Annotated in this window: 17 protein-coding genes and 1 pseudogene; 2 read left to right on the top strand and 16 right to left on the bottom strand. The window is 68.4% G+C overall.

Going from position 1 to position 18,089, the window contains the following annotated elements:
- Positions 1-260: 260 nt before the first annotated feature.
- The 11 genes from ASF26_RS14870 to ASF26_RS14820 all read right to left on the bottom strand — a co-directional run bounded on the left by ASF26_RS14870 (position 261) and on the right by ASF26_RS14820 (position 11,888).
- A complete protein-coding gene (locus tag ASF26_RS14870) occupies positions 261-611 on the bottom strand; it encodes a Rieske (2Fe-2S) protein (protein ID WP_056255438.1) in 351 nt (116 codons plus the stop codon).
- Positions 583-1,287 (bottom strand): ABC transporter ATP-binding protein, encoded by a 705-nt coding sequence (locus tag ASF26_RS14865; RefSeq protein WP_056255436.1) that lies wholly within the window; start codon positions 1,285-1,287, stop codon positions 583-585. Before ASF26_RS14865 ends, ASF26_RS14870 begins: the two co-directional genes overlap by 29 nt.
- The gene (locus ASF26_RS14860; RefSeq protein WP_200925940.1) at positions 1,280-2,095 is read right to left on the bottom strand and encodes an ABC transporter ATP-binding protein; all 816 of its coding nucleotides are present in this window, start codon (positions 2,093-2,095) and stop codon (positions 1,280-1,282) included. The genes ASF26_RS14865 and ASF26_RS14860 overlap by 8 nt, the downstream gene beginning before the upstream one ends.
- Positions 2,092-3,123, bottom strand: a complete 1,032-nt coding sequence (locus ASF26_RS14855) for a branched-chain amino acid ABC transporter permease (protein WP_056255433.1) — start codon at positions 3,121-3,123, stop codon at positions 2,092-2,094. The genes ASF26_RS14860 and ASF26_RS14855 overlap by 4 nt, the downstream gene beginning before the upstream one ends.
- Entirely contained in the window at positions 3,120-3,992 is an 873-nt protein-coding gene (locus tag ASF26_RS14850; RefSeq protein ID WP_056255814.1) for a branched-chain amino acid ABC transporter permease, read from the bottom strand. The genes ASF26_RS14855 and ASF26_RS14850 overlap by 4 nt, the downstream gene beginning before the upstream one ends.
- Before the next feature lie 71 nt (positions 3,993-4,063).
- Positions 4,064-5,215: an ABC transporter substrate-binding protein gene (locus ASF26_RS14845; protein WP_056255813.1), complete on the bottom strand. Its 1,152-nt coding sequence runs from the start codon at positions 5,213-5,215 to the stop codon at positions 4,064-4,066.
- Between the two features lie 44 nt (positions 5,216-5,259).
- A complete protein-coding gene (locus ASF26_RS14840) occupies positions 5,260-6,483 on the bottom strand; it encodes a 2Fe-2S iron-sulfur cluster-binding protein (protein ID WP_056255431.1) in 1,224 nt (407 codons plus the stop codon).
- The gene (locus tag ASF26_RS14835; protein WP_056255429.1) at positions 6,480-7,355 is read right to left on the bottom strand and encodes an FAD binding domain-containing protein; all 876 of its coding nucleotides are present in this window, start codon (positions 7,353-7,355) and stop codon (positions 6,480-6,482) included. The genes ASF26_RS14840 and ASF26_RS14835 overlap by 4 nt, the downstream gene beginning before the upstream one ends.
- Positions 7,352-9,724 (bottom strand): xanthine dehydrogenase family protein molybdopterin-binding subunit, encoded by a 2,373-nt coding sequence (locus tag ASF26_RS14830; protein WP_056255428.1) that lies wholly within the window; start codon positions 9,722-9,724, stop codon positions 7,352-7,354. Before ASF26_RS14830 ends, ASF26_RS14835 begins: the two co-directional genes overlap by 4 nt.
- Positions 9,721-10,587: an alpha/beta hydrolase gene (locus tag ASF26_RS14825; protein WP_056255426.1), complete on the bottom strand. Its 867-nt coding sequence runs from the start codon at positions 10,585-10,587 to the stop codon at positions 9,721-9,723. Before ASF26_RS14825 ends, ASF26_RS14830 begins: the two co-directional genes overlap by 4 nt.
- Before the next feature lie 26 nt (positions 10,588-10,613).
- A complete protein-coding gene (locus ASF26_RS14820; RefSeq protein ID WP_056255423.1) occupies positions 10,614-11,888 on the bottom strand; it encodes an amidohydrolase/deacetylase family metallohydrolase in 1,275 nt (424 codons plus the stop codon).
- A gap of 150 nt (positions 11,889-12,038) precedes the next feature.
- Between ASF26_RS14820 and ASF26_RS14815 the strand changes: the two genes are divergently transcribed.
- Complete coding sequence (locus ASF26_RS14815; protein ID WP_056255421.1) at positions 12,039-12,560, top strand: MarR family transcriptional regulator; 522 nt, start codon at positions 12,039-12,041, stop codon at positions 12,558-12,560.
- Between the two features lie 428 nt (positions 12,561-12,988).
- A pseudogene (locus ASF26_RS23475) lies at positions 12,989-13,257 on the top strand (IS256 family transposase); the annotation flags it as partial.
- Positions 13,258-13,452: 195 nt separating this feature from the next.
- Here ASF26_RS23475 and ASF26_RS14810 read toward each other — a convergent pair.
- From ASF26_RS14810 to solA, 5 genes are all read right to left on the bottom strand, one after another.
- On the bottom strand, positions 13,453-14,205 hold the full coding sequence (locus ASF26_RS14810; protein ID WP_056255419.1) for an amino acid ABC transporter ATP-binding protein: 753 nt from the start codon (positions 14,203-14,205) through the stop codon (positions 13,453-13,455).
- Positions 14,206-14,233: 28 nt separating this feature from the next.
- On the bottom strand, positions 14,234-15,085 hold the full coding sequence (locus tag ASF26_RS14805; protein WP_156463000.1) for an amino acid ABC transporter permease: 852 nt from the start codon (positions 15,083-15,085) through the stop codon (positions 14,234-14,236).
- Complete coding sequence (locus ASF26_RS14800) at positions 15,082-15,828, bottom strand: amino acid ABC transporter permease (RefSeq protein WP_056255415.1); 747 nt, start codon at positions 15,826-15,828, stop codon at positions 15,082-15,084. The genes ASF26_RS14805 and ASF26_RS14800 overlap by 4 nt, the downstream gene beginning before the upstream one ends.
- 122 nt (positions 15,829-15,950) lie before the next feature.
- On the bottom strand, positions 15,951-16,781 hold the full coding sequence (locus ASF26_RS14795) for a transporter substrate-binding domain-containing protein (protein ID WP_056255413.1): 831 nt from the start codon (positions 16,779-16,781) through the stop codon (positions 15,951-15,953).
- 130 nt (positions 16,782-16,911) lie between these two features.
- Positions 16,912-18,081 carry an N-methyl-L-tryptophan oxidase gene (gene solA, locus ASF26_RS14790; protein WP_056255411.1) on the bottom strand — a complete coding sequence of 390 codons (1,170 nt, stop codon included), beginning with the start codon at positions 18,079-18,081 and terminating at the stop codon, positions 16,912-16,914.
- Between the last annotated feature and the right edge of the window lie 8 nt (positions 18,082-18,089).

The raw sequence follows: 18,089 nt of genomic DNA, 5'->3' as shown, positions 1-18,089 counted from the left end.
TCGTCCGGGCCACATGAGGACCGTCCGGTGCTCGGCACCGCAACCGTCGCGGACGGCGACATCGGCGAGCATGTCAACAGTGCCGGGCCGAGCACGAAGCTCCCTCCCGCGACCGACGCGCCTTTTTGGGACGCAGCAGAACCGGTGACCACTTTTGCGAAATTTGCTGAGCCAGTCCCGGCCAGCGCAACGATATCACCTTGGCCGCAGACCTGTCAGAACCCAATGTTTCGTCACCTACCCGCCTCCTTTCGGCACCCTCATCCCCGGGCCTCGATCCGAACCTGGATATCGCCCCCCTCCCTGCGGGTCGGGTAGGTGCGAAGAGCGCGGAAGGACCATCCCGCCGAGACGGCACCGTTCGCGAGCGCGAACCATGCCAGGTGCCGCGGGCAGAACAGGCGCCCTCCGGAGCAATGGCCCAGGGCGAGATCCGCCCCCTCATGCGGGCAGGCCCGTTCCGCGGCGAAGATCCCGTCGCCGTCCTGCACGAGCACGAGATGACGGCCAGCCACGAAGACCGGGATGATCGCACGGCCGGCGAGCGCCTCGATACGGCAGACGTGAACCCAACGCCCGCTGTCAGCCACCGAGATAGGCTTGGCGCACATGCGGGTCCGCGATCAGCGTCGAGCCTTGTCCCGCCAGCACGATCCGGCCGGTCTCCAGCAGGTAGGCGTAGTCGCAGAGTTCCAGGGCCGCGAAGGCGTTCTGCTCCACCAGGAGGACCGTGGTGCCGGTATCGCAGATCGCCCGGATGACGGCGAACATGCGCTCGACGATGTTGGGGGCAAGGCCCAGCGAAGGCTCGTCGAACAGGACGAGGCGGGGGCGGGACATCAGCGCGCGGCCGATGGCCAGCATCTGCTGCTCGCCCCCCGAGAGGGTGCCGGCGGCCTGATTGCGGCGCTCGGCGAGGCGCGGGAACTCGCCGTAGATGCGCGCGAGATCGGCGGAGATTCCGGCCGGATCGCGCCGCAGGTAGGCGCCCATGGCGAGGTTCTCGGCGACGCTCATCTGCGGGAATACCCGCCGCCCCTCCGGGCAATGGGCGATGCCCTGGGCCAGCACCTTGCGCGGGTCGGTGCCGGTGATGTCCCGCCCGTCGAAGTGGATGCTGCCCGAGCGCGCCGGGATCAGGCCGGAGACGGCCCGGAGCGTCGTCGATTTGCCGGCGCCGTTGGCGCCCACCAGGGCCACGAGCTGCCCTTCTTCGACTGTCAGGGAGAGTCCCTTGAGGGCCGTCACCGCGCCGTAGCCGCAGACGAGATCGCGGATCTCAAGCATCGATCGCCTCCTTGGCGGCCTGTGCGGCTTCGCGGGCGGCACTGCCCTGCCCAAGATAGGCTTCGATCACGGCCGGATCGGCACGGATCGCCGCCGGCGGCCCCTCGGCGATGAGGCGGCCATAGTTCAACACCACAATCCGGTCGGAGACCTCCATGACCATCGGCATGTCGTGCTCGACGAGCAGGATGGTGACGCCGCGCTCGCGGATCGAGCGGATCAGGCGCACGAAGACCTGGGTCTCGGAGGCGTTCATACCGGAGACCGGCTCGTCGAGGAGCAGCATCGCCGGCTCGGTGGCGAGCGCCAGCGCGACTCCGACGAGGCGCTGTTCGCCATAGGCCAGGGACCCGGCCTTGTCCTGAGCCCGGCCGGCAAGTCCGATCCAGTCGAGGAGCTCACGGGCCTGGTCCCGGAGAGCGGCCTCGCCGGCGCGGTCCCGCCCGAGCAGGGTGTCGACCAGCCGCGCGCGGCCCCGGCGATGGAGGCCGATCATCACGTTGTCGAACACGGTGTCGTCGGGGAACACGCTCGTGCGCTGGAACGTCCGGCTCAGGCCGAGCCGGACGATCTCGTGCGGCTGCAACCCCTGAAGGCTGGTGCCGCGGAACCGGACCTGACCCTGGCTGGGCTTCAGGAAGCCCGTCATCACGTTGAAGGCCGTCGTCTTGCCGGCCCCGTTCGGGCCGATCAGGCTGACGATCTCGCCGGGATGGACGTCGAAATGCAGGTCGGCGATGGCGACAAGGCCGCCGAAGCGCACGCCGACATGGTCCACCGACAGGATGGGAGCGCGGATCTCGCTCATGGCCTGACCTCCACGGGAACGCGGGCGGGTTCCGAAGCGCGGCGGCGCGTGGCGAGCCGGGCGACGCCCGGCACGATGCCCCGGGGCATGACGAACTGGATCACGATCAGCACGAGACCGAACACCATCCACTGCGCCTCGGGCACCATGACCGGCCGCAGGGCGACGGGAAGCAGGCCGAAAATCAGGCCGCCGACGACGGGGCCGAGCAGCGTGCCCTTGCCGCCACCCACCACCATGATGACCATGGTCACCGTGGTGGAGAACAGGAACACGTCGGGGTCGATAATGCGGAGGTAATGGGCGTAGAGGCTGCCGGCCGCCCCCGCCATCGCCGCCGAGATCACCGCCGCGAGAGTCAGGGTCCGGGTGGCGTTGATGCCGACCGAGAGGGCGAGGGACTCGTTCTCCTTCAGGCCCCGCATGGCCCGGCCGAAGCGCGAACGGACGAGGCGCACGATGAGCCCGTAGCAGAGCGTGCCGACCACGAGGACGAGGTAGTAGTTCTGCAGCTTCGTCCGCAGGGTGACGGAGCCGAGGCCGGGGAGCCAGAGGGTGAACGGCGGAATACCCGTCAGCGCCAGGGGGCCCTGAGTCAGCTCCACCCAGTTGAGGGCCACGAGCCGCACCACCTCGGCGAAGGAGATCGTCACGATGACGAAATAGGCGCCCCGCACCCGGAAGGAGAGGCGGCCGACGAGGTAGCCGCAGGCGGCCGTCGCCAGCACGGCGAGGCCGAACCCCACCACCGGCGGCCAGGGCTCGTGTACGACGCGAAGGCCCCAGAGCAGCTCCACGTCTAAGCCGAGGCTGGTCAGCGCGCTGACATAGGCGCCGATGCCGAAGAAGGCGATATGCCCGAGGCTGAGCTGCCCGGTGAAGCCGAGGAGCAGGTTCAGGCTCATGGCGGCGATGGTCACGATGCCCGTCGTGATCAGCGCGTTGAGCAGGTAGGGATTGTGGCCCAGCGCGAAGGGCAGGGCGACGAGAGCCGCCAGCAGGGCGAGAGCGGGAAGGTGCCGGGTCATCCGATGCGCTCCGCCTTGGCGAAGAGGCCCGTCGGCTTGAAGATCAGCACCGCGATGATGATCAGGAAGCCCATGGCGTCCCGGTAGCCCGACGAGATGTAGCCGGCGCCCAGTTCCTCGGCGAGTGCCAGGATGAAGCCACCGATGGCCGCCCCGGTGACGTTGCCGAGCCCGCCGAGAATCACGATGGCGAAAGCCTTCAGCTCCGCCATGCCGCCCATCTGCGGGAACACCACGTAGACCGGCCCGAGGAGTGCGCCCGCCGCCGCCGCGAGGCTCGATCCGATGGCGAAGGTCGCGGTGTAGATGAGCCGTACGTTGACCCCCATCAGCGAGGCGGTGTCGTGGTCCTGGAAGGTGGCCCGCATGGCCAGACCGAGGCGGGTCCGGTTGATGAGCCAGTAGGTCAGGCCGATCAGCGCGAGGGCCGCACCCAGCACGAACAGCCGCAGCCACGACACGGAGACGGCCCCCAACTGGAGCGGCGCATCCGGGAACGGCGTGGGGATCGATTTGGCGACGCCGCCGAAGAGCCAGAGCGTGCCCGATTGCAGGACGATCCCGGCCCCGATCATCACCAGCATGGTCGTATCCATGTCCGCGCCCCGTAAGGGCCGCAGCAGCACGAGGTCGAGGATTGCGCCGAGCAGCAGGCCGCCGAGGATCGCGGTCGGCAGGGCGGCGAAGAAGCCGAGCCCGAGGGCGGTGACGGCGAGGTACATGACGTAGGCGCCCACCGTGTAGAGCGCCCCGTGGGTGAAGTTCACCACATTCATGATGCCGAAGATCAGGGTCAGCCCGATACCGAGGAGGGCGTAGGTGCCCCCCAGAACCAGGGTGTTGAGGAGGTGCTGCAGGAATTCGGTCATCGAGGCCTCGCCGGTGCGACGGATAGGTCCGGCGGCCCCGGTCATGGGTCCGCCGGGAGGCTTGCGCTCGGCTAGAATTCGGGCATCACGACCTTCCCGCCGTCGATCTTGACGAGATAGACGTCCGGCTTGCTCTGGCCGCTCTCGGACCCGGAGGGGCCGGCCTTGGCGAAGCGGATCTGTCCGTTGAGGCCGGTGAAATCGACCGACCAGAAGCCCTTCTTGATCGAGGCCGCATCAGGGGCGCCCCCCTTCTCGATGGCCGCCGCGATGGCGCGGATGCCGTCGTAGCCCCGGAAGCTCTCGGTGACGCCGGCGAACTCGAAGCCGCGCTTCTTCCACTCGCCGATGAAATAGGCGGTGGCCGCCGGGTTCGGGGTCTTCTCTGGGTACCAGGGCAGGAAGGTGGTGAGATGCATCGTCCCCTCGGCGGCAGCACCCGCCTGGGCGATGATCTGGTCCGGATTCTGGGAGCCGCCGGTGGTGATGATCCGCTTCTTGAGGCCGAGCGCCGCCATCTGCTTGAACAGAAGCGTCAGCTGATCGACGGCGGCCGTGATCAGAAGCGTGTCGGCATCCGAACCCTTCAGCTTGGAGAGCTGGGCGCTCATGTCCTGCGCGCCCTGGTCCATGGTCTCCACGAGGCCGAGCGTGACACCCTTGCCTTTGAGCATCTTGCCAAAATCGGCCGCAGCCCCCCGGCCCCAGTCGTTGTTGATGGCCAGGAAATCGACCTTCTTCAGCCCAAGCTTCTCAACCATCGGCGCGAAGGCCTCGGCTTCCAGGGCCGAGGGCGGCGAGATGCGGAAGACGTACGGGTTGCCCGAGGTGGTGATCTTGCCGGACGACGAGGTCTCCACCAGCATCGCAGTCTCGTAATCGGCGAGCTTGGGCATCACCGCGAGGGTCAGGCTCGAACCCCAGGCGCCCATGAGCACCGGGGTCTTGTCGCTGGTGATGAGTTTTTCGGCCACCGCCGCCGCTTCTGTGGGGTTGCTCTTGTTGTCCTCGACGACGAGTTCGAGCTTCTTGCCCAGCACGCCACCCTTGGCGTTGATCTCGTCGGCGGCGATCCTGGCGCCATTGACCACGTAGGTTCCCGACGCCGCAAAGGGTCCGGTCAGGGGCTCGTTGACGCCGATCCGGATGGCCTGCGCGTGGGCCACCCCCGCCGACAGGACGAAGGCGAGGGTCAGAGCGGGGATCGTGTGGCTGCGCGTCATGGTGGTCTCCGGTCTTTGGCAGGATCGCGGGCAGGAGGCGACGGTCAGGAACGGCGGCCCCATGCGGCGAGGCGCCGGCGCAGGGAAGTCGTCAGCATCGTGAGGAGCAGGCGCAGGGGGTTGAGGCCCGTTGCGGCCGGGGCCGGCGCACCGGAGAGCCGGGCTTCGAGGTTCGCGGCGAAGTCGGCCCCGAGGCGCCCGGCGAGGTCGCGCACGAGCCCCGGCCGCCCGAACTGCGCCAACGGCCCCTTAAGGGTGTAGCCGACGGCGAGATCGATCCGGGCGGTACCGGGGGTCTCGCCCGGTCCGACGCGGTAGCGGATCTCGCCCTGCGTGGCGGAGCGTCCGCCCGCGTCGCTGCCGGCGCCGAGGATGCGTCCCGTGCGGGCCGCCTCATCGCGAAAGATCCGGGCGCGACCGCGAAAGCGCGCGGCGATCGGCCCGATCCGCACCTGCAGCGCGCCCTCGACGGCGTCCAGAGTCGGCTGGCCCGTCAGCATGGCGCCGGGCAGGCAGGCGGCCACGGCCTCCACGTCGCCGAACAGGGCGAAGACGGTGTCGGGCGGGTGCGCCACGGTGAAGGACTGGCCGAACCGGTGGGCGGGCACGAAATCGCCGTCGAGATCGGCGCTCGACGGCGCGGCCTCCGTCTGCGCGACGGGCCGCAGGGGCGTGCGGGCCGCCTCCGATGCCGGGCCGGACGGCGTGCCGAGGCGTGCGCCGACGGGGCCGAGGCCGCGCTGTCCGCCGGTCGTCGGCGCGATGCCACGGGCCCGGCGCTCGGCGATGACGCCGCGCACCGCCCGGACGATGCCGACATAGCCTGTGCAGCGGCACAGATTGCCCGAGAGGCCGGCGCGGATGCGGCGCTCGTCGGCATCTGGCAGGCGCAGGACGAGGTCGCGAGCGGCGATGAGCATGCCGGGCGTGCAGTAACCGCACTGAAGGGCGTGCTCGCGGTTGAACGCCGCCCGCAACTCACCGGCGACCGGGTCATCGTCTAGCCCTTCGATGGTGGTCACCTCGGCGCCCGCGCAGGCGCCGGAGAAGGTCAGGCAGGCCCGCGCCGGCTCGCCGTCGAGGAGCACCGTGCAGGCGCCGCAGATTCCGTGCTCGCAGCCGAGATGGGTCCCGGTGAGGTCGAGGGTGTCGCGCAGGACGTCGGCGAGATGGGTGCGCGGCTCGGCCCGCAGGCTGCGCGCCCGGCCGTTGACGGTGAGGGCGAGGGGCGGGCTCTCGTCGCGGAGGGCGAACGATGCGGTGCTCATGCGGCCTCGCCGACTGTGCGTGTGAGGGAGGGCGGCGCGGCAGCCGCCTGCGCGATGGCGCGCGCCAGAACGGTGACGTGGACGTGGCGGTCGACGGCGTCGGTCATCCCGGCCCCGCGCAGGCGCGCATCGGCGGCCCGGGCATCGAAGCGTTCGGCGAAGTCGGGTCCGATCCGGCCGCCGAACAGGTCGGATGCGTCCGGGATCACGAGGGGCGCACGCTCGATGGCGCCGATCACCACGCGACTGCGCCCGGCATGGGGCTCGATCCGCACGGCCCCGATGGCGTGGGCGAACTCCCCGATCTTGGAGCAATGCTTGACGTAGCCCCAGGCGATGCCGGGAGGGAGGGCGGGAATCCGTACGGCGACCAGCATCTCACCGGGCGCCAGGGCCACGTCGAGGGCGCCGGTGACGAAGTCCTCCAGGGCCAGCCGGCGGCGACCGGATGTCGAGGCCAGCTCGACCTCGGCGCCGAGGGCGATCAGCGACGTCACCCAGTCGGCGGCCGGATCGGCATGGACGAGCGAGCCGCCGATCGTGCCGCGATTGCGCACCGGCCGGTAGGCGATGGCCATCGCCACCCGCGCCATGGCGCCGCCGGTGACGTCGGGGACACGCCCGTCCTCGATATCCGCGTGGGTGATGCAGGCGCCGAGCACCAGGGTCTCGCCTTCGACGGACGCCCGGCGCAGCTCGGGGATGCCCGTGATGTCGAGGACGAGGTCGGGTTCGACGAGGCGCAGGTTCAGCATCGGTCCGAGGGATTGCCCCCCGGCCATCAGCTTCACGCTGCCCTCGGCGGTGGCGAGCCGGGCGAGCAGGGCGGGCAGATCGCCGGGGCGCTCATAGGCGAAGCGGGCGGGTTTCATGCGGCCTCCCGGCTGCGGGCAGTGGCCACGTCACGGGCCTCCAAGACGGCCTCGACGATCCGATGCTGGCTCACCGGCGAATGCAGCATCGCCACGCCCAGCGGGCGCAGGGCGTCATTGATGGCGTTGGCGAGCGCGGCCGGGGGCGCGATGGCCCCGCCCTCGCCGATCCCCTTCACGCCGAACTGCGTGTAGGGGGAGGGGGTCTCCATGTGGTCGATGCGGGGTTCGGGCACCTCCGCCGGTCCGGGCAGGAGGTAGTCGGCAAAGGTGGAGGCGAGGGGCTGGCCCCGGGAATCGAAGCGCATCTCCTCGTAGAGGGCCGTGCCGATCCCCTGCGCCAGGCCGCCATAGATCTGGCCGTCCACCAACAGCGGGTTCACGAGGGTGCCGCCATCCTCGACGATGACGTAGTCGAGGATTTCCACCGCCCCTAAATCGGGGTCCACGGCGACGAGGGCCGCATGGGCGGCGTAGGAGAAGGTGCCGGAATCGCGTTGCGGCTTGTAGCCGGCGGTGACTTCGAGGCCGCCCGGATCGACATCGAGGGCGAGATCCTGCGGGCTCCGGTACCAGGTGTGGGCGATCTGGGCGAGGCCGACATCGCCCGAGGGGCCGACGACGCGACCCGCCTCGAAGCGGCAGTCCGCCGGGTCGGCCTGGAGCAGGTGCGCCCCGATGCGGAGCGCCCGCAAGCTGAGCTCGCGGCAGGCCGACGCCACGGCGCCGCCCGCCATCACCATGACGCGCGATCCCCAGGAACCGGTGGAATACGGCGTCATCGCGGTGTCGCCATGGACGAGGCGCGTGCGGGCCACCGGCACGCCGAGGATTTCGTGCGCCACCTGCGCCAGGGTCGTCTCCAATCCCTGCCCGTGGGAATGGGCGCCGATCCGGAGTTCGAGGCCGCCATCGGGGGTGAGCCGCGCGCCGGCCTGCTCGTGGCCCGGCACCATGGGGATGCCCCAGCCGGAATAGACCGAGGTGCCGTGCGCCGCCTGCTCGCAATAGATCGAGAGTCCGAGGCCGATGCGGCGCCCGTCGGCCTCGGGAATCCGCTGGCGCGCCCGTACGGCCTCGACGTCGATGGCGGCGAGGGCGCGTCTCAACGCTTGCGGGTAGTCGCCGCTGTCGAAATGCTTGGCGGTGATGTTGTCGAAGGGCATCTGCTCGGCCCGCACGAGGTTCTTCTCGCGCACCGTCCAGGGTTCGATGCCCGCCTCGGCCGCCACCGCGTCGAGGATCAGTTCCATGGCAAAGCACACGCCGGTCCGGGCGACCCCGCGATAGGGCAGGATCGGGCATTTGTTGGTGGCCACCGACCAGGTCCGGCAGCGATAGGCCGGGAAGTCGTAGGGGCCGGGCAGGATGCTGGCCACCTGCGCGGCCTCCAGGCAGGCGGAGAACGGGTAGGCCGAGTAGGCACCGGAATCGACCGTGGCCTCGCAATCGATGCCCCGGAGGGTGCCGTCCCGCTCCGCATAGGCGGTGATGCGGTAATGGTGCTCGCGGCAATTGGCGTTGGCGGTGAGGTGCTCGCGCCGGTCTTCCAGCCAGCGCACGGGGTGGCCGACGCGGAGCGCGAGCCAGGCGAGGCAGACATCCTCGGCGAGCAGGATCGCCTTGTAGCCGAAGCCGCCGCCCACATCGGGAGAGACGATGCGCAGGCGCCCCTGCTCGATGCCGAGACATTCGGAGAGGCCGTTGCGCACGATGTGCGGCATCTGGCTCGCCGTGTGGACCACGAGCTGGTCCATGCGGTGGTCGAGATGCACCACCGTGCCCCGCCCCTCGATGGGCGCCATGCACTGGCGTCCGGTGGAGATGGTGCGCGAGACCTTGATCGGAGCGTCGAGCGCCGAAGTGAAGTTCACGTCGACCAGGGTCTCAAGAAAAACGTTGTCGCCCCAATGCTCGTGGACCAGGGCGGAGCCGGGCTCGCGGGCGGCGAGCATGTCGTGCACGGCCGGAAGCTCCTCCAAGTCGAGGACAACGGCGGCGGCGATGTCCTCGGCTTGCGCCCGCGTCGGCGCGAGGCAGATCGCCAGCAATTCGCCGACCTGCCGGACCTTGTCCCTGGCGAGGACCGGCTGCTCGGAGACCTTGAAGCCGGCGAGCCCCGAAACGGCCCGGATCGGCTGCACGCCGGTCAGGTCGGCCGCGGTGAACACCTGCGCGCGAAACGCCTCCGGTACGTGGATCGCCCGGATGCGGGCATGGGCCAGGGGGCTGCGGACGAAGGCCACGTCCTGCAGGCCGGGCAGGCGCAGGTCGCCGACATATTGCCCGCGCCCGCGCATCAGGCGGTCGTCTTCCTTGCGGGGCAGGCGGGCGCCGACCCCTTCGGTGAGGCCTTTCGCGTCGCTCATGCGTGTCTCCCGTCGATGAGATCGATGGCGGCGCGAACCAGCACGCCGCCGGGACGACGCAGTTCGTTCAAGATCGAGAAATGTTCGGCCCCCGCCACGGGGACGAGCGGCCCCGGCGCGTGGTGTGCGCTGCGCAGGGCATGGAAGTCGCGGGCGTCGTGGACGAGGGCCGGGCGCTCGGCGCTGCCATAAGCAATGGCCAGGGGTTTCCCCACCACCGGCAGGCGCAGGGGCGACAAGGCCGCAACCTCCGCATCGGTAAGGGAGAGAGCATCGTTCAGCCCGGTGTCGCGGATGGGCCCGAGTTCGTAGACGCCCGAGATGGCGAGCCCCGCGACCACGGCCGGGTGATGGAGCTGCATCGCGGCGAGATGCGCCCCCGCCGACCAGCCGGCGAGGACCAGCGGGCCACCGAGGCCGTGCGCCGGCCCGTGCTCGGCCAGCCAGTCGAGGCACAAGCCGATCTCCTGGACGATCCGGGTCAGGCTCGCCTCGGGGGCAAGGGTGTGGCCGGGCATCGCCACGGACCAGCCGGCGGCGGCGGGGCCTTCGGCGAAGCAGGCGAACAGGTCACGGGAATTGCGCTGCCAATAGCCGCCATGGATGAAGACGAGGCAGGGCGCCGCCGGGTTTTTCGCCGGATAGAGGTCGAGGGCCGTGCGCGGCGCCGACGCATAGGGGATGTCGAGGGCGCCCGGATGCGCGGCGCGGTAGGCGGCGGAGGCCGCGTTGCGCGCGGCGGCCTGGGCGGCGGCATCGGGCACCGCCGCGTTGTTGTCGTAGGCAGCATCGCGCGCTACCCGGTCGAGACGGGACCAATCGTGCCGGGGGTCGGGCGGCAGCGGGGACGGATCGGCCCTCATGCGGTCGTCTCCTTCGAGTGCCAGGGTCAGGCTGCGATGGCGCTGGGCAGGATCGGCGAGTCGGCGTCGAAGCGCTTGCCGGCGCGCAGGCAGAAGGCCGGCTGCAGCAGGCGCTGGGCGATGACCTGGGTGTCCTCGTTGTCCCGAAGCAGGAACCGGCCGCGATGGTCGTGGAGCACCGAGACGTCGGCGGCGAAACCCGGCGTCAGGGCGCCGATCCGGTCGGAGAGGCCCAGCATCTCGGCCGGGTGCTTCGTCACCATGGGCACGACCTCTTCGAGGCTGAGGCCGAGAGCCATCATCGAACTCATGGCCTGGGTCAGGCTGAAGCGGGCCTGGCCCAGGAAGGGATGGTTCTCGTCGTCATGGTGTTCGTCGGGGGTACCCGCCGGCCGCGGCACCTCGGTGTTGTAGCCGTGCATGTCGGCGCCCAACGTGTAGGGCATGACGCCCGCCGGCAGGGAGGCACGGGCGACCCGGTAGGAGAAGTGGCTGCCATGCCCGACATCCACCCGGAGGCCCGCATCCATCGCCGCCCGGATGATCGGGTGGACCACGCCCTCCTCGTTGATGAAGCCGCCCGGATGGCGGGTGAACGGGTGGGCGAGGAAATCCCCGGGGCGCAGCAGCGGGATCACCCGCTCCATGATGGTGTTGGCGTCCTCGCCGTTGGCGCCGCTTTCGGGCAGGCCCCAGAGCTGGCCGAAATGCACGTAGAGCGGCAGGTCGGCCCGGCGGCTGATCTCGGCCGCCATCTCCATCACCTTGATGCCCCAGCGGGCGAAGCCCCCGATCTCCGCATGGCCCTTGATGCCGCGCACGAGGTCGCGGTTCTCCACCGCCGACTTTACCGTGGCGTCGATGTCGACCCCGTCCGGGCTGTAGAGATTCGGGTAGAAATGCCCTTCGAGGCCGCCAACCAGGTAGGCGGAGAGGAAGGCGTAGATCCGGGTCTCGGCCTTCTCCGCGACGAAGTGGCGGAAGCCCGGCAGGGTCATGCAGGACGCGCCGCCCTGGTCGATCACCGTGGTCACGCCCGAGCGCACGCCGACCATGTCCGGCGGCAGTCCGAACCGGCCGGTGACGTATTGGTAGACGTGGCCATGGGTGTCGATCATCCCCGGCAGGACGAGCTTGCCCTGGACGTTCACCACCTCGGTCGATGCAGAGGGGACGATGTGGTCCTCGACGGCAGCGATCCGCCCGTCACGGATGGCGACGTCCTTGATGCCGTCGATGCCGGAGGCCGGGCAAATGACCCGTCCGCCGCGCAGCAACGTGTCGTAGCGACCACCGTCCATGTCATCTCCTCCAACGTCTCGCGCCGGCCTTCGTCTCGCCTCGCATAGACGCGACCGGGAAATGCGAAGCATGCTTCGTATATCTGCCCACGCATGTTACGTGCCAGGAACCGTCCGGGCTTCGGATCGGGAGCGGGAGACGGGACGCAGATGAACGAAAGCGGGCTGGCTGAAGCGGATGCGGCGCCCTCACCGGAGGCTCTTCAGCCCCTCGGATCGCCCTGGCTCCTGCCGGAACGGCCGGGTTTTCTGATACGGCGGCTGCATCAGATTCACGTCAGCCTCTTTTCAGAGCGTTGTGGCGCTTTCCGTATCACTCCGCTGCAATACAGCCTGCTCTCTTTGCTGGCAGAACGCGGCGAAGCCGATCAGACAACCTTAGCCAATGCTGTGGCTCTCGACCGTACGACGACGACCGGCGCCATCAAACGTCTGGAAGCACGCGGATTCGTCGAACGCTCTGCTTCACCGACCGACCGACGCTCTCAACGCTGCCGGTTGACTCCGGCCGGCCGCATCTTGCTGAGCCGGATGGAGGCGGCCGCACGACAGGCCCACGACGCGACGCTCGAATCCCTCTCGGAAGACGAGCAAGCGACCCTGATCCGCCTGATGAAGAAGATCACTGCAGCCAACCAACAGCGTCGGGGCAAAGATGAGTTGCTGGGGTGATTGCCGTACAACGTCCGCCGCATCCGTGTCTCGATGAAGCTCGCGACTGTGAACGCGCAGGCATCGTCGCGGGGCCGGGCAATCCCGTAAACAGGAGCGATTGACCCGTCGTCGAGCGTACTATTGGCCCGATGATGATTGAGATTAATAACAATGTATTTACACGACTAGAGCACCGATTATCCGTAAATAGTTGTTTTATATTTATTAAATAATAACACTAATTTTTACTGTTCGATCGCTTTGCAGATCAGTGAAATTCTACTTATTTACTTGTCTCGGAAGATAGTCGTGTAGAGCGGCGATAAAACCATTCCCTGAACCATCGACGGGATGCTGAGGTCGTGGCCCGGGCGGTGATGTAGCGCGGGGCGGTTGTCGGGCGGGGTCGGGTTGCGACTGCCAACCCCGAGCCCGAGAGCTCCCTGATTACCGACGAGACGAGGCCCCTGCGCGGCCTCATGGAGCAGAGCCCGGACGCAGATTTTCTGAGCTCGATGATCGGCTTTGCGGCCGAGCGGCTGACGGCGTTGGAGGGCTGCGCAAGGGTTGTGTCTTCCCGGCCTCCTGAAGAAGCAGCGCACGGCCGACCCCTCCGACAAGCTCAGGATAAGAAGCACTGACGGCGGTGATTCAGAAGGCCTACATCCTGGGCATCTCGATCCGCTCCGCAGAGGACCTCACGCAAGCGATGGGCTGGGTCAGGAATCGGGTGAGTTGCTCGGGAGATAGACGAGGGATCGCGGCTGAGGCCGACCTTGTCGTCCGTGCCCGACATTGACGGGCTCCGCGCCGGCTTCGTGCGACGCTCGGCGATGGAACGTAAAGCCTGCCGGGGTGTGCAGCCAAAGCCCCGACCTCGAAGCTCGTCGGAATAGGCGTGAATGGATTTCTAGAGAACCTGGGACAGAAATCGCCGCGTGCGCGGATCGACGGCGGACGAGAACAGGGTCTCGGGCGGTCCGTGCTCGACGATGACACCGAGATCGGTGAAGTAGACGTGGTCGGCGACCTCGCGCGCGAAGTTCATCTCGTGGGTGACGAGGAGGCAGGTCATGCCCTCCTCGGCCAACTCGCGGATGGTGACCAGCACCTCCTTGACCGTCTCGGGATCGAGGGCGGCTGTGACCTCGTCGAACAGCATCACGTCCGGCCGCATCGCGAGCGAGCGGGCAATGGCCACGCGCTGCTGCTGCCCGCCCGACATCTCGCCGGGATAGGCCGCCTCCTTGCCGGCGAGCCGCACCTTCGCAAGGAGCGCCCGTGCCCGGGCCTCGACCTCCCGCTTGTCCTGGCCGAGCACGTGGATGGGCGCCATCATGACGTTCTGCAGCGCCGTCTTGTGGGGGAACAGGTTATACTGCTGGAACACCATGCCGACCTTGCGCCGCAGGGCCAGCTTGTCGAGCTTCGAGTCGGCCACTTCGATCCCGTCGACCCGGATGGTGCCGGAGGTCACCGGAACGAGGGCGTTGATGCAGCGGATCAGCGTCGACTTGCCCGAGCCGGACGGCCCGATGATGCAGACGACCTCACCGCGACGCACATTGAAGCTGATGCCCTTGAGTACCTCGGCTTCGCCGAAGGACTTGTGCACGTCGAGCAGTTGGATGATCGGCGCATGGGCGGTCGGGACCTTCAGCATCGGGGACGCACCATAGGGAACACTGACCTCATGCCGTCTCGAAGCGCCGCTCCAGGCGCGCGGTCAGCCGGTCGATCGGGTAGCAGTAGAGGAAGAAGCACAGCAGGGCGAAGCCGTAGAGGGGCGCGAACAGCTCGGGCCGCCCGCCTTCGGCGGCGTGAACCTGCGCCGTCAACGTCAGCATCTCGGTGACACCGACGATGGAGGCCTGCACCGTCGCCATGGCGATCAGGGCGTAGACGTTCATCCAGGGCGGCAGCATGCGCTTGAGGCATTGGGGCAGAATGATGCGGAACAGGGTCTGGCGCAGGGTGAAGGCCAGGGATTCGGCCGCCTCCCACTGAGTGGCCGGCACCGAACGCACGGCGCCGCGAACGATCTCGGCGACGTTGGCCATCACCGGCAGCGCGAACCCCACCGTCGCCTTGGCCCAGTCGGGCAGCGGCACGCGCAGGCCAAAGACCGTGACCTGAAACGGTACGAGAAACATCACGAAGAACAGCAGCACCAGCCAGGGCACGTTGCGGAAGAACTGTGTCACGCCCCAGGCGATGCGGCGCAGGACCGGCCCCTCGCTCACCAGGGCGAGCCCCAGCCCGAGCCCCGCCCCCGTGCCGAGGAGCATCGCCACGAGCGAGATCGCGACGTTGAAGGCGAAGCCCGTCAGCAGCAGCGGCGCCCAGCGCAGGACGACCTGGAGCGGCGACAGCACGGCGTCCGGCCCTTGCGCGAAGGCCGGCACCACGAGGACGAGGCCGGCGAGCCACGCCCCGAGGAGCCACCCTTGAGTCGGGCGGAGGGCGAACTGGGTCCGCGTGCGCGAGACTCGGAACGGCAGCAGGACCGGCAGGTCGCTTGCAGGCGGCTCCGGCACCCTCACCGGCTGTATCCCGGGATCCGCAAGGCCCGCTCCCAGCGATGCATGATCCAGACGAGGACGCCGACGAGGACCGCGTAGGTGGCGAGCAGCACGATCATCATCTCGAGCACGTTCTGCGATTCCGACCAGATCTGCTTTACCGCATAGAGCGTCTCGGGCACCGCGATGGCGTAGGCCAGAGTGGTGGTCTTGAGGAGGTTGATGAGGTTGTTGTTGAGGGCCGGCAGGCAGACGCGCAGCGCGAGCGGCAGCACGATGTAGAGGTAGGCCTTCAGGCGGGTATAGCCGAGGGCCTCGGCAGCCTCGATGGTGGTGCGCGGCACCGCCTCGATTCCGGAGCGGAAGATTTCGACGTTGAAGGCGCCGGCGAACAGCGCCAGCGAGACGATGGCCCATTGCACGTTGTCGAGGATCGGCACGCGCAACCCGTCTGCAGTCTGGGTAGCCGGCAGCAGGGTGCCCAGCCCGAAGTAGAAGAAGAAGATCTGCACCAACGGCGGCGTGTTGCGGAACACCACGACGAAGCCGTTCACGACTCCGCGCAGGAGCCGCGACGGGCCACCCTGGAGGAGTGCCCCAACGGCGCCGATGACGAGACTGGCCAGAATCGTCGTCACCGCCAGCAGCAGGGTCGTCTTCAGGCCGTTGACGTAGCGGTCCCAATCATAAGGGTCGTAGAAGACCGTGAAGTTGAAGCCCGTCGTGTCGTAAAGGGTCCGGAACCAGTTCGGAACGGCGTCCATCGTGCTCCTCAAGACGGCGGGTCGATCGGCCCGGCGCGGCTCGGAGTGCCTCATGAAACTCCCAACCGCGGCCGGTTCTCGCCCTGAACCCTGCTGCGCGGCGGGACTTTCGTGAGAGACACTCAGTTGGTCGCGTTCTTGTACTTCTCGTGCATCGCCTTCGAGTATTCCGTCGGCTCGATGCCCCACTTCTTCTCGCCTTCGACGATGAAACCGGATTTCATCCAGTCCTTGGTCGTGGCCTCCATCATCGTCTGCAGCGAACTGTTACCGGGCGCCACCGCCATCATCCAGGGGGCGTCGAAGATGCCCTTCAGCGGCAGGGCGTAATCCGCCTTCCAGTCGGCGTCGAGGAGCTTCCCCTGCAGCATGCTCTGATCGTAGACGTAGCCGAGGCAGTTGCCCTGCTTGAGCGCGAAGAGCGGCTTCTCGGAGCCGTCGAAGGCGACGATCTCGGCACCGTATGTGCGAGCAACATCCTTGTTGTACCAGGCGCCCGAGGTGGCGCAGAGGGGCTTGCCCTTCAGCTGCGCCCAGTCGGTGATGCCGGCTTTCTTGGGCAGCATGACGTTGACGAAGTCGGAATAGTATTGCGGGTCGATGGCCTGCACCACGCGGCGGCGCTCCGGCTTGTCCGAGAGCGTGGCGATGAGGAGGTCGACCTTGCCCTGCTGCAGGAACTCGATCCGGTTGGAGGAGACTACCGGCACGAGTTCGAGCTTCACGCCGAGGCGCTTGGCGACGTCGGCGGCGAGATCCGGTTCCAACCCGATGATCGCTCCGCTCGGATCGCGGAAGCCGAAGGGGCGGTAATCCGCCTTCACGCCGACGATGAGCGTCCCGCGCTGCTTGATCGCCTCGATCCCATCCGCAGCCGTTGCCAAGGAGGCTGAAAGCAATGTCGCCGCTGCAAGCAGACCGGAGCCGAGGAACGCCATTGTCGGCTTGCGCATGAAACAACACCTGTGCTTGGGACATCCGGGTCGACCGGATACGAGATCCGGGCGCGACGGACCCTCTTCAGAGAGACTGCCTTGTCCGGTCCAACCGGGTCAAGCAATCGGCAGGCCATCACTGGGGGGATCAGCCGAACCGCGCGAGCGAATACGGTTCGAGATCGATGCGCCCGCTGGTCCGCATGATCTCGTTCGCCACGGCCTCGCCGATCCCGGCGGAGTGCTTGAAGCCGTGCCCCGAACAGGCCGAGACGACGAGCACCCGGTCCATCCGCGGATGGCGGTCGATGATGAATCCGCGGTCGGGGGTCACGGTGTAAAGGCAGGCCGCGGCCTTGGTCACCCGCGCCGTCGCGCCGGCGAGCCGGCCCGCCACGTGGTGCCGATGCATGGCGGCGGATTCCTCGGGACTCACGGCGCGGTCAAAGGCCTCGGCCAGCGTGGAGGTCTCGTATTGTTCGGTGGCGACCTTGACCTGGGCCTCCCCCGGCAGGGGCGGAAAGCCGTAGAGGTAGTCCGCGTCGCCGGAACCGTGCATCCAGATGAAGACCGGCGCCTCGGAGCCGTAGGCCGAGGCGTCGTCGAGGGCGTACCAGTGCAGGAGTTGGCGGCTGACCGTGAGCAGTTCCGTGAACGGCGCGCCGAGAAGTGGGGCGGTCCAGGCCCCGGCCGAGACCACCACCTGATCGGCCAGGACGACGCCGTTTTCGGTCTCGATGCGGACCCCGCCCGGCTCTTGGATAATCGACAGCACCGTCGTCCCGGTGCGGATGTCGGCGCCGAGCTCGCCGGCCCGTCGCAGTTGCGCGGCGATGCAGCGTTCGGGGCGAACGTAACCGCCGCCAGGCTCGTAATAGGCCTTCTCGTCGCCGTTGAGATTCAGGAATTGCGGGAAACGGCGCGCGACCTCGCCTCCGTCGAGGACCTCGTGCGGGATCGCGAAGGCCTGTGCGGCATCGATCGAACGCCCGACGAAATCCGGCTTGCCGTGATGGGAGGTGTCGCCGCTGCCCGGTCCCATCACCAAGGCGCCGCATGCCGTCAGCAGCGTCTCGCCGGTCTCCGCCTCCAGAGCGCGCCAGATCCGGTGCGAAGCCAGGACGAAGGGGACGTAGTCGCGGCCCTCCCCGACGGCCTGCCGGGTGATGCGGCTCTCTCCGTGGCTCGACCCCAGGGCATGCGGCGGGGCGAAGCGATCGAGGCCGACCGCTTTCGCCCCCCTCAGCCCCAATTGATAGAGGGCCGCGCTGCCCATGGCGCCAAGGCCCACGACGGCGATGTCGAAACGGTCTTCCATCGCAGGAT

It is taken from the genome of Methylobacterium sp. Leaf93 (assembly GCF_001422345.1).
GTDB classification, from domain to species: domain Bacteria; phylum Pseudomonadota; class Alphaproteobacteria; order Rhizobiales; family Beijerinckiaceae; genus Methylobacterium; species Methylobacterium bullatum.
This window is presented reverse-complemented; position numbering and strand designations above follow the sequence as displayed.

Bases quoted from the DNA above. Each gene is read 5' to 3' on its own strand.
- ASF26_RS14800 (WP_056255415.1), bottom strand. From the start codon at position 15,828: ATGGACGCCGTTCCGAACTGGTTCCGGACCCTTTACGACACGACGGGC.
- ASF26_RS14820 (WP_056255423.1), bottom strand. From the start codon at position 11,888: ATGGACGGTGGTCGCTACGACACGTTGCTGCGCGGCGGACGGGTCATT.
- ASF26_RS14835 (WP_056255429.1), bottom strand. From the start codon at position 7,355: ATGAAACCCGCCCGCTTCGCCTATGAGCGCCCCGGCGATCTGCCCGCC.
- solA (WP_056255411.1), bottom strand. From the start codon at position 18,081: ATGGAAGACCGTTTCGACATCGCCGTCGTGGGCCTTGGCGCCATGGGC.
- ASF26_RS14855 (WP_056255433.1), bottom strand. From the start codon at position 3,123: ATGACCCGGCACCTTCCCGCTCTCGCCCTGCTGGCGGCTCTCGTCGCC.
- ASF26_RS14815 (WP_056255421.1), top strand. From the start codon at position 12,039: ATGAACGAAAGCGGGCTGGCTGAAGCGGATGCGGCGCCCTCACCGGAG.
- ASF26_RS14795 (WP_056255413.1), bottom strand. From the start codon at position 16,781: ATGCGCAAGCCGACAATGGCGTTCCTCGGCTCCGGTCTGCTTGCAGCG.
- ASF26_RS14825 (WP_056255426.1), bottom strand. From the start codon at position 10,587: ATGAGGGCCGATCCGTCCCCGCTGCCGCCCGACCCCCGGCACGATTGG.
- ASF26_RS14860 (WP_200925940.1), bottom strand. From the start codon at position 2,095: ATGAGCGAGATCCGCGCTCCCATCCTGTCGGTGGACCATGTCGGCGTG.
- ASF26_RS14840 (WP_056255431.1), bottom strand. From the start codon at position 6,483: ATGAGCACCGCATCGTTCGCCCTCCGCGACGAGAGCCCGCCCCTCGCC.
- ASF26_RS14845 (WP_056255813.1), bottom strand. From the start codon at position 5,215: ATGACGCGCAGCCACACGATCCCCGCTCTGACCCTCGCCTTCGTCCTG.
- ASF26_RS14850 (WP_056255814.1), bottom strand. From the start codon at position 3,992: ATGACCGAATTCCTGCAGCACCTCCTCAACACCCTGGTTCTGGGGGGC.
- ASF26_RS14870 (WP_056255438.1), bottom strand. From the start codon at position 611: ATGTGCGCCAAGCCTATCTCGGTGGCTGACAGCGGGCGTTGGGTTCAC.
- ASF26_RS14810 (WP_056255419.1), bottom strand. From the start codon at position 14,205: ATGCTGAAGGTCCCGACCGCCCATGCGCCGATCATCCAACTGCTCGAC.
- ASF26_RS14830 (WP_056255428.1), bottom strand. From the start codon at position 9,724: ATGAGCGACGCGAAAGGCCTCACCGAAGGGGTCGGCGCCCGCCTGCCC.
- ASF26_RS14865 (WP_056255436.1), bottom strand. From the start codon at position 1,287: ATGCTTGAGATCCGCGATCTCGTCTGCGGCTACGGCGCGGTGACGGCC.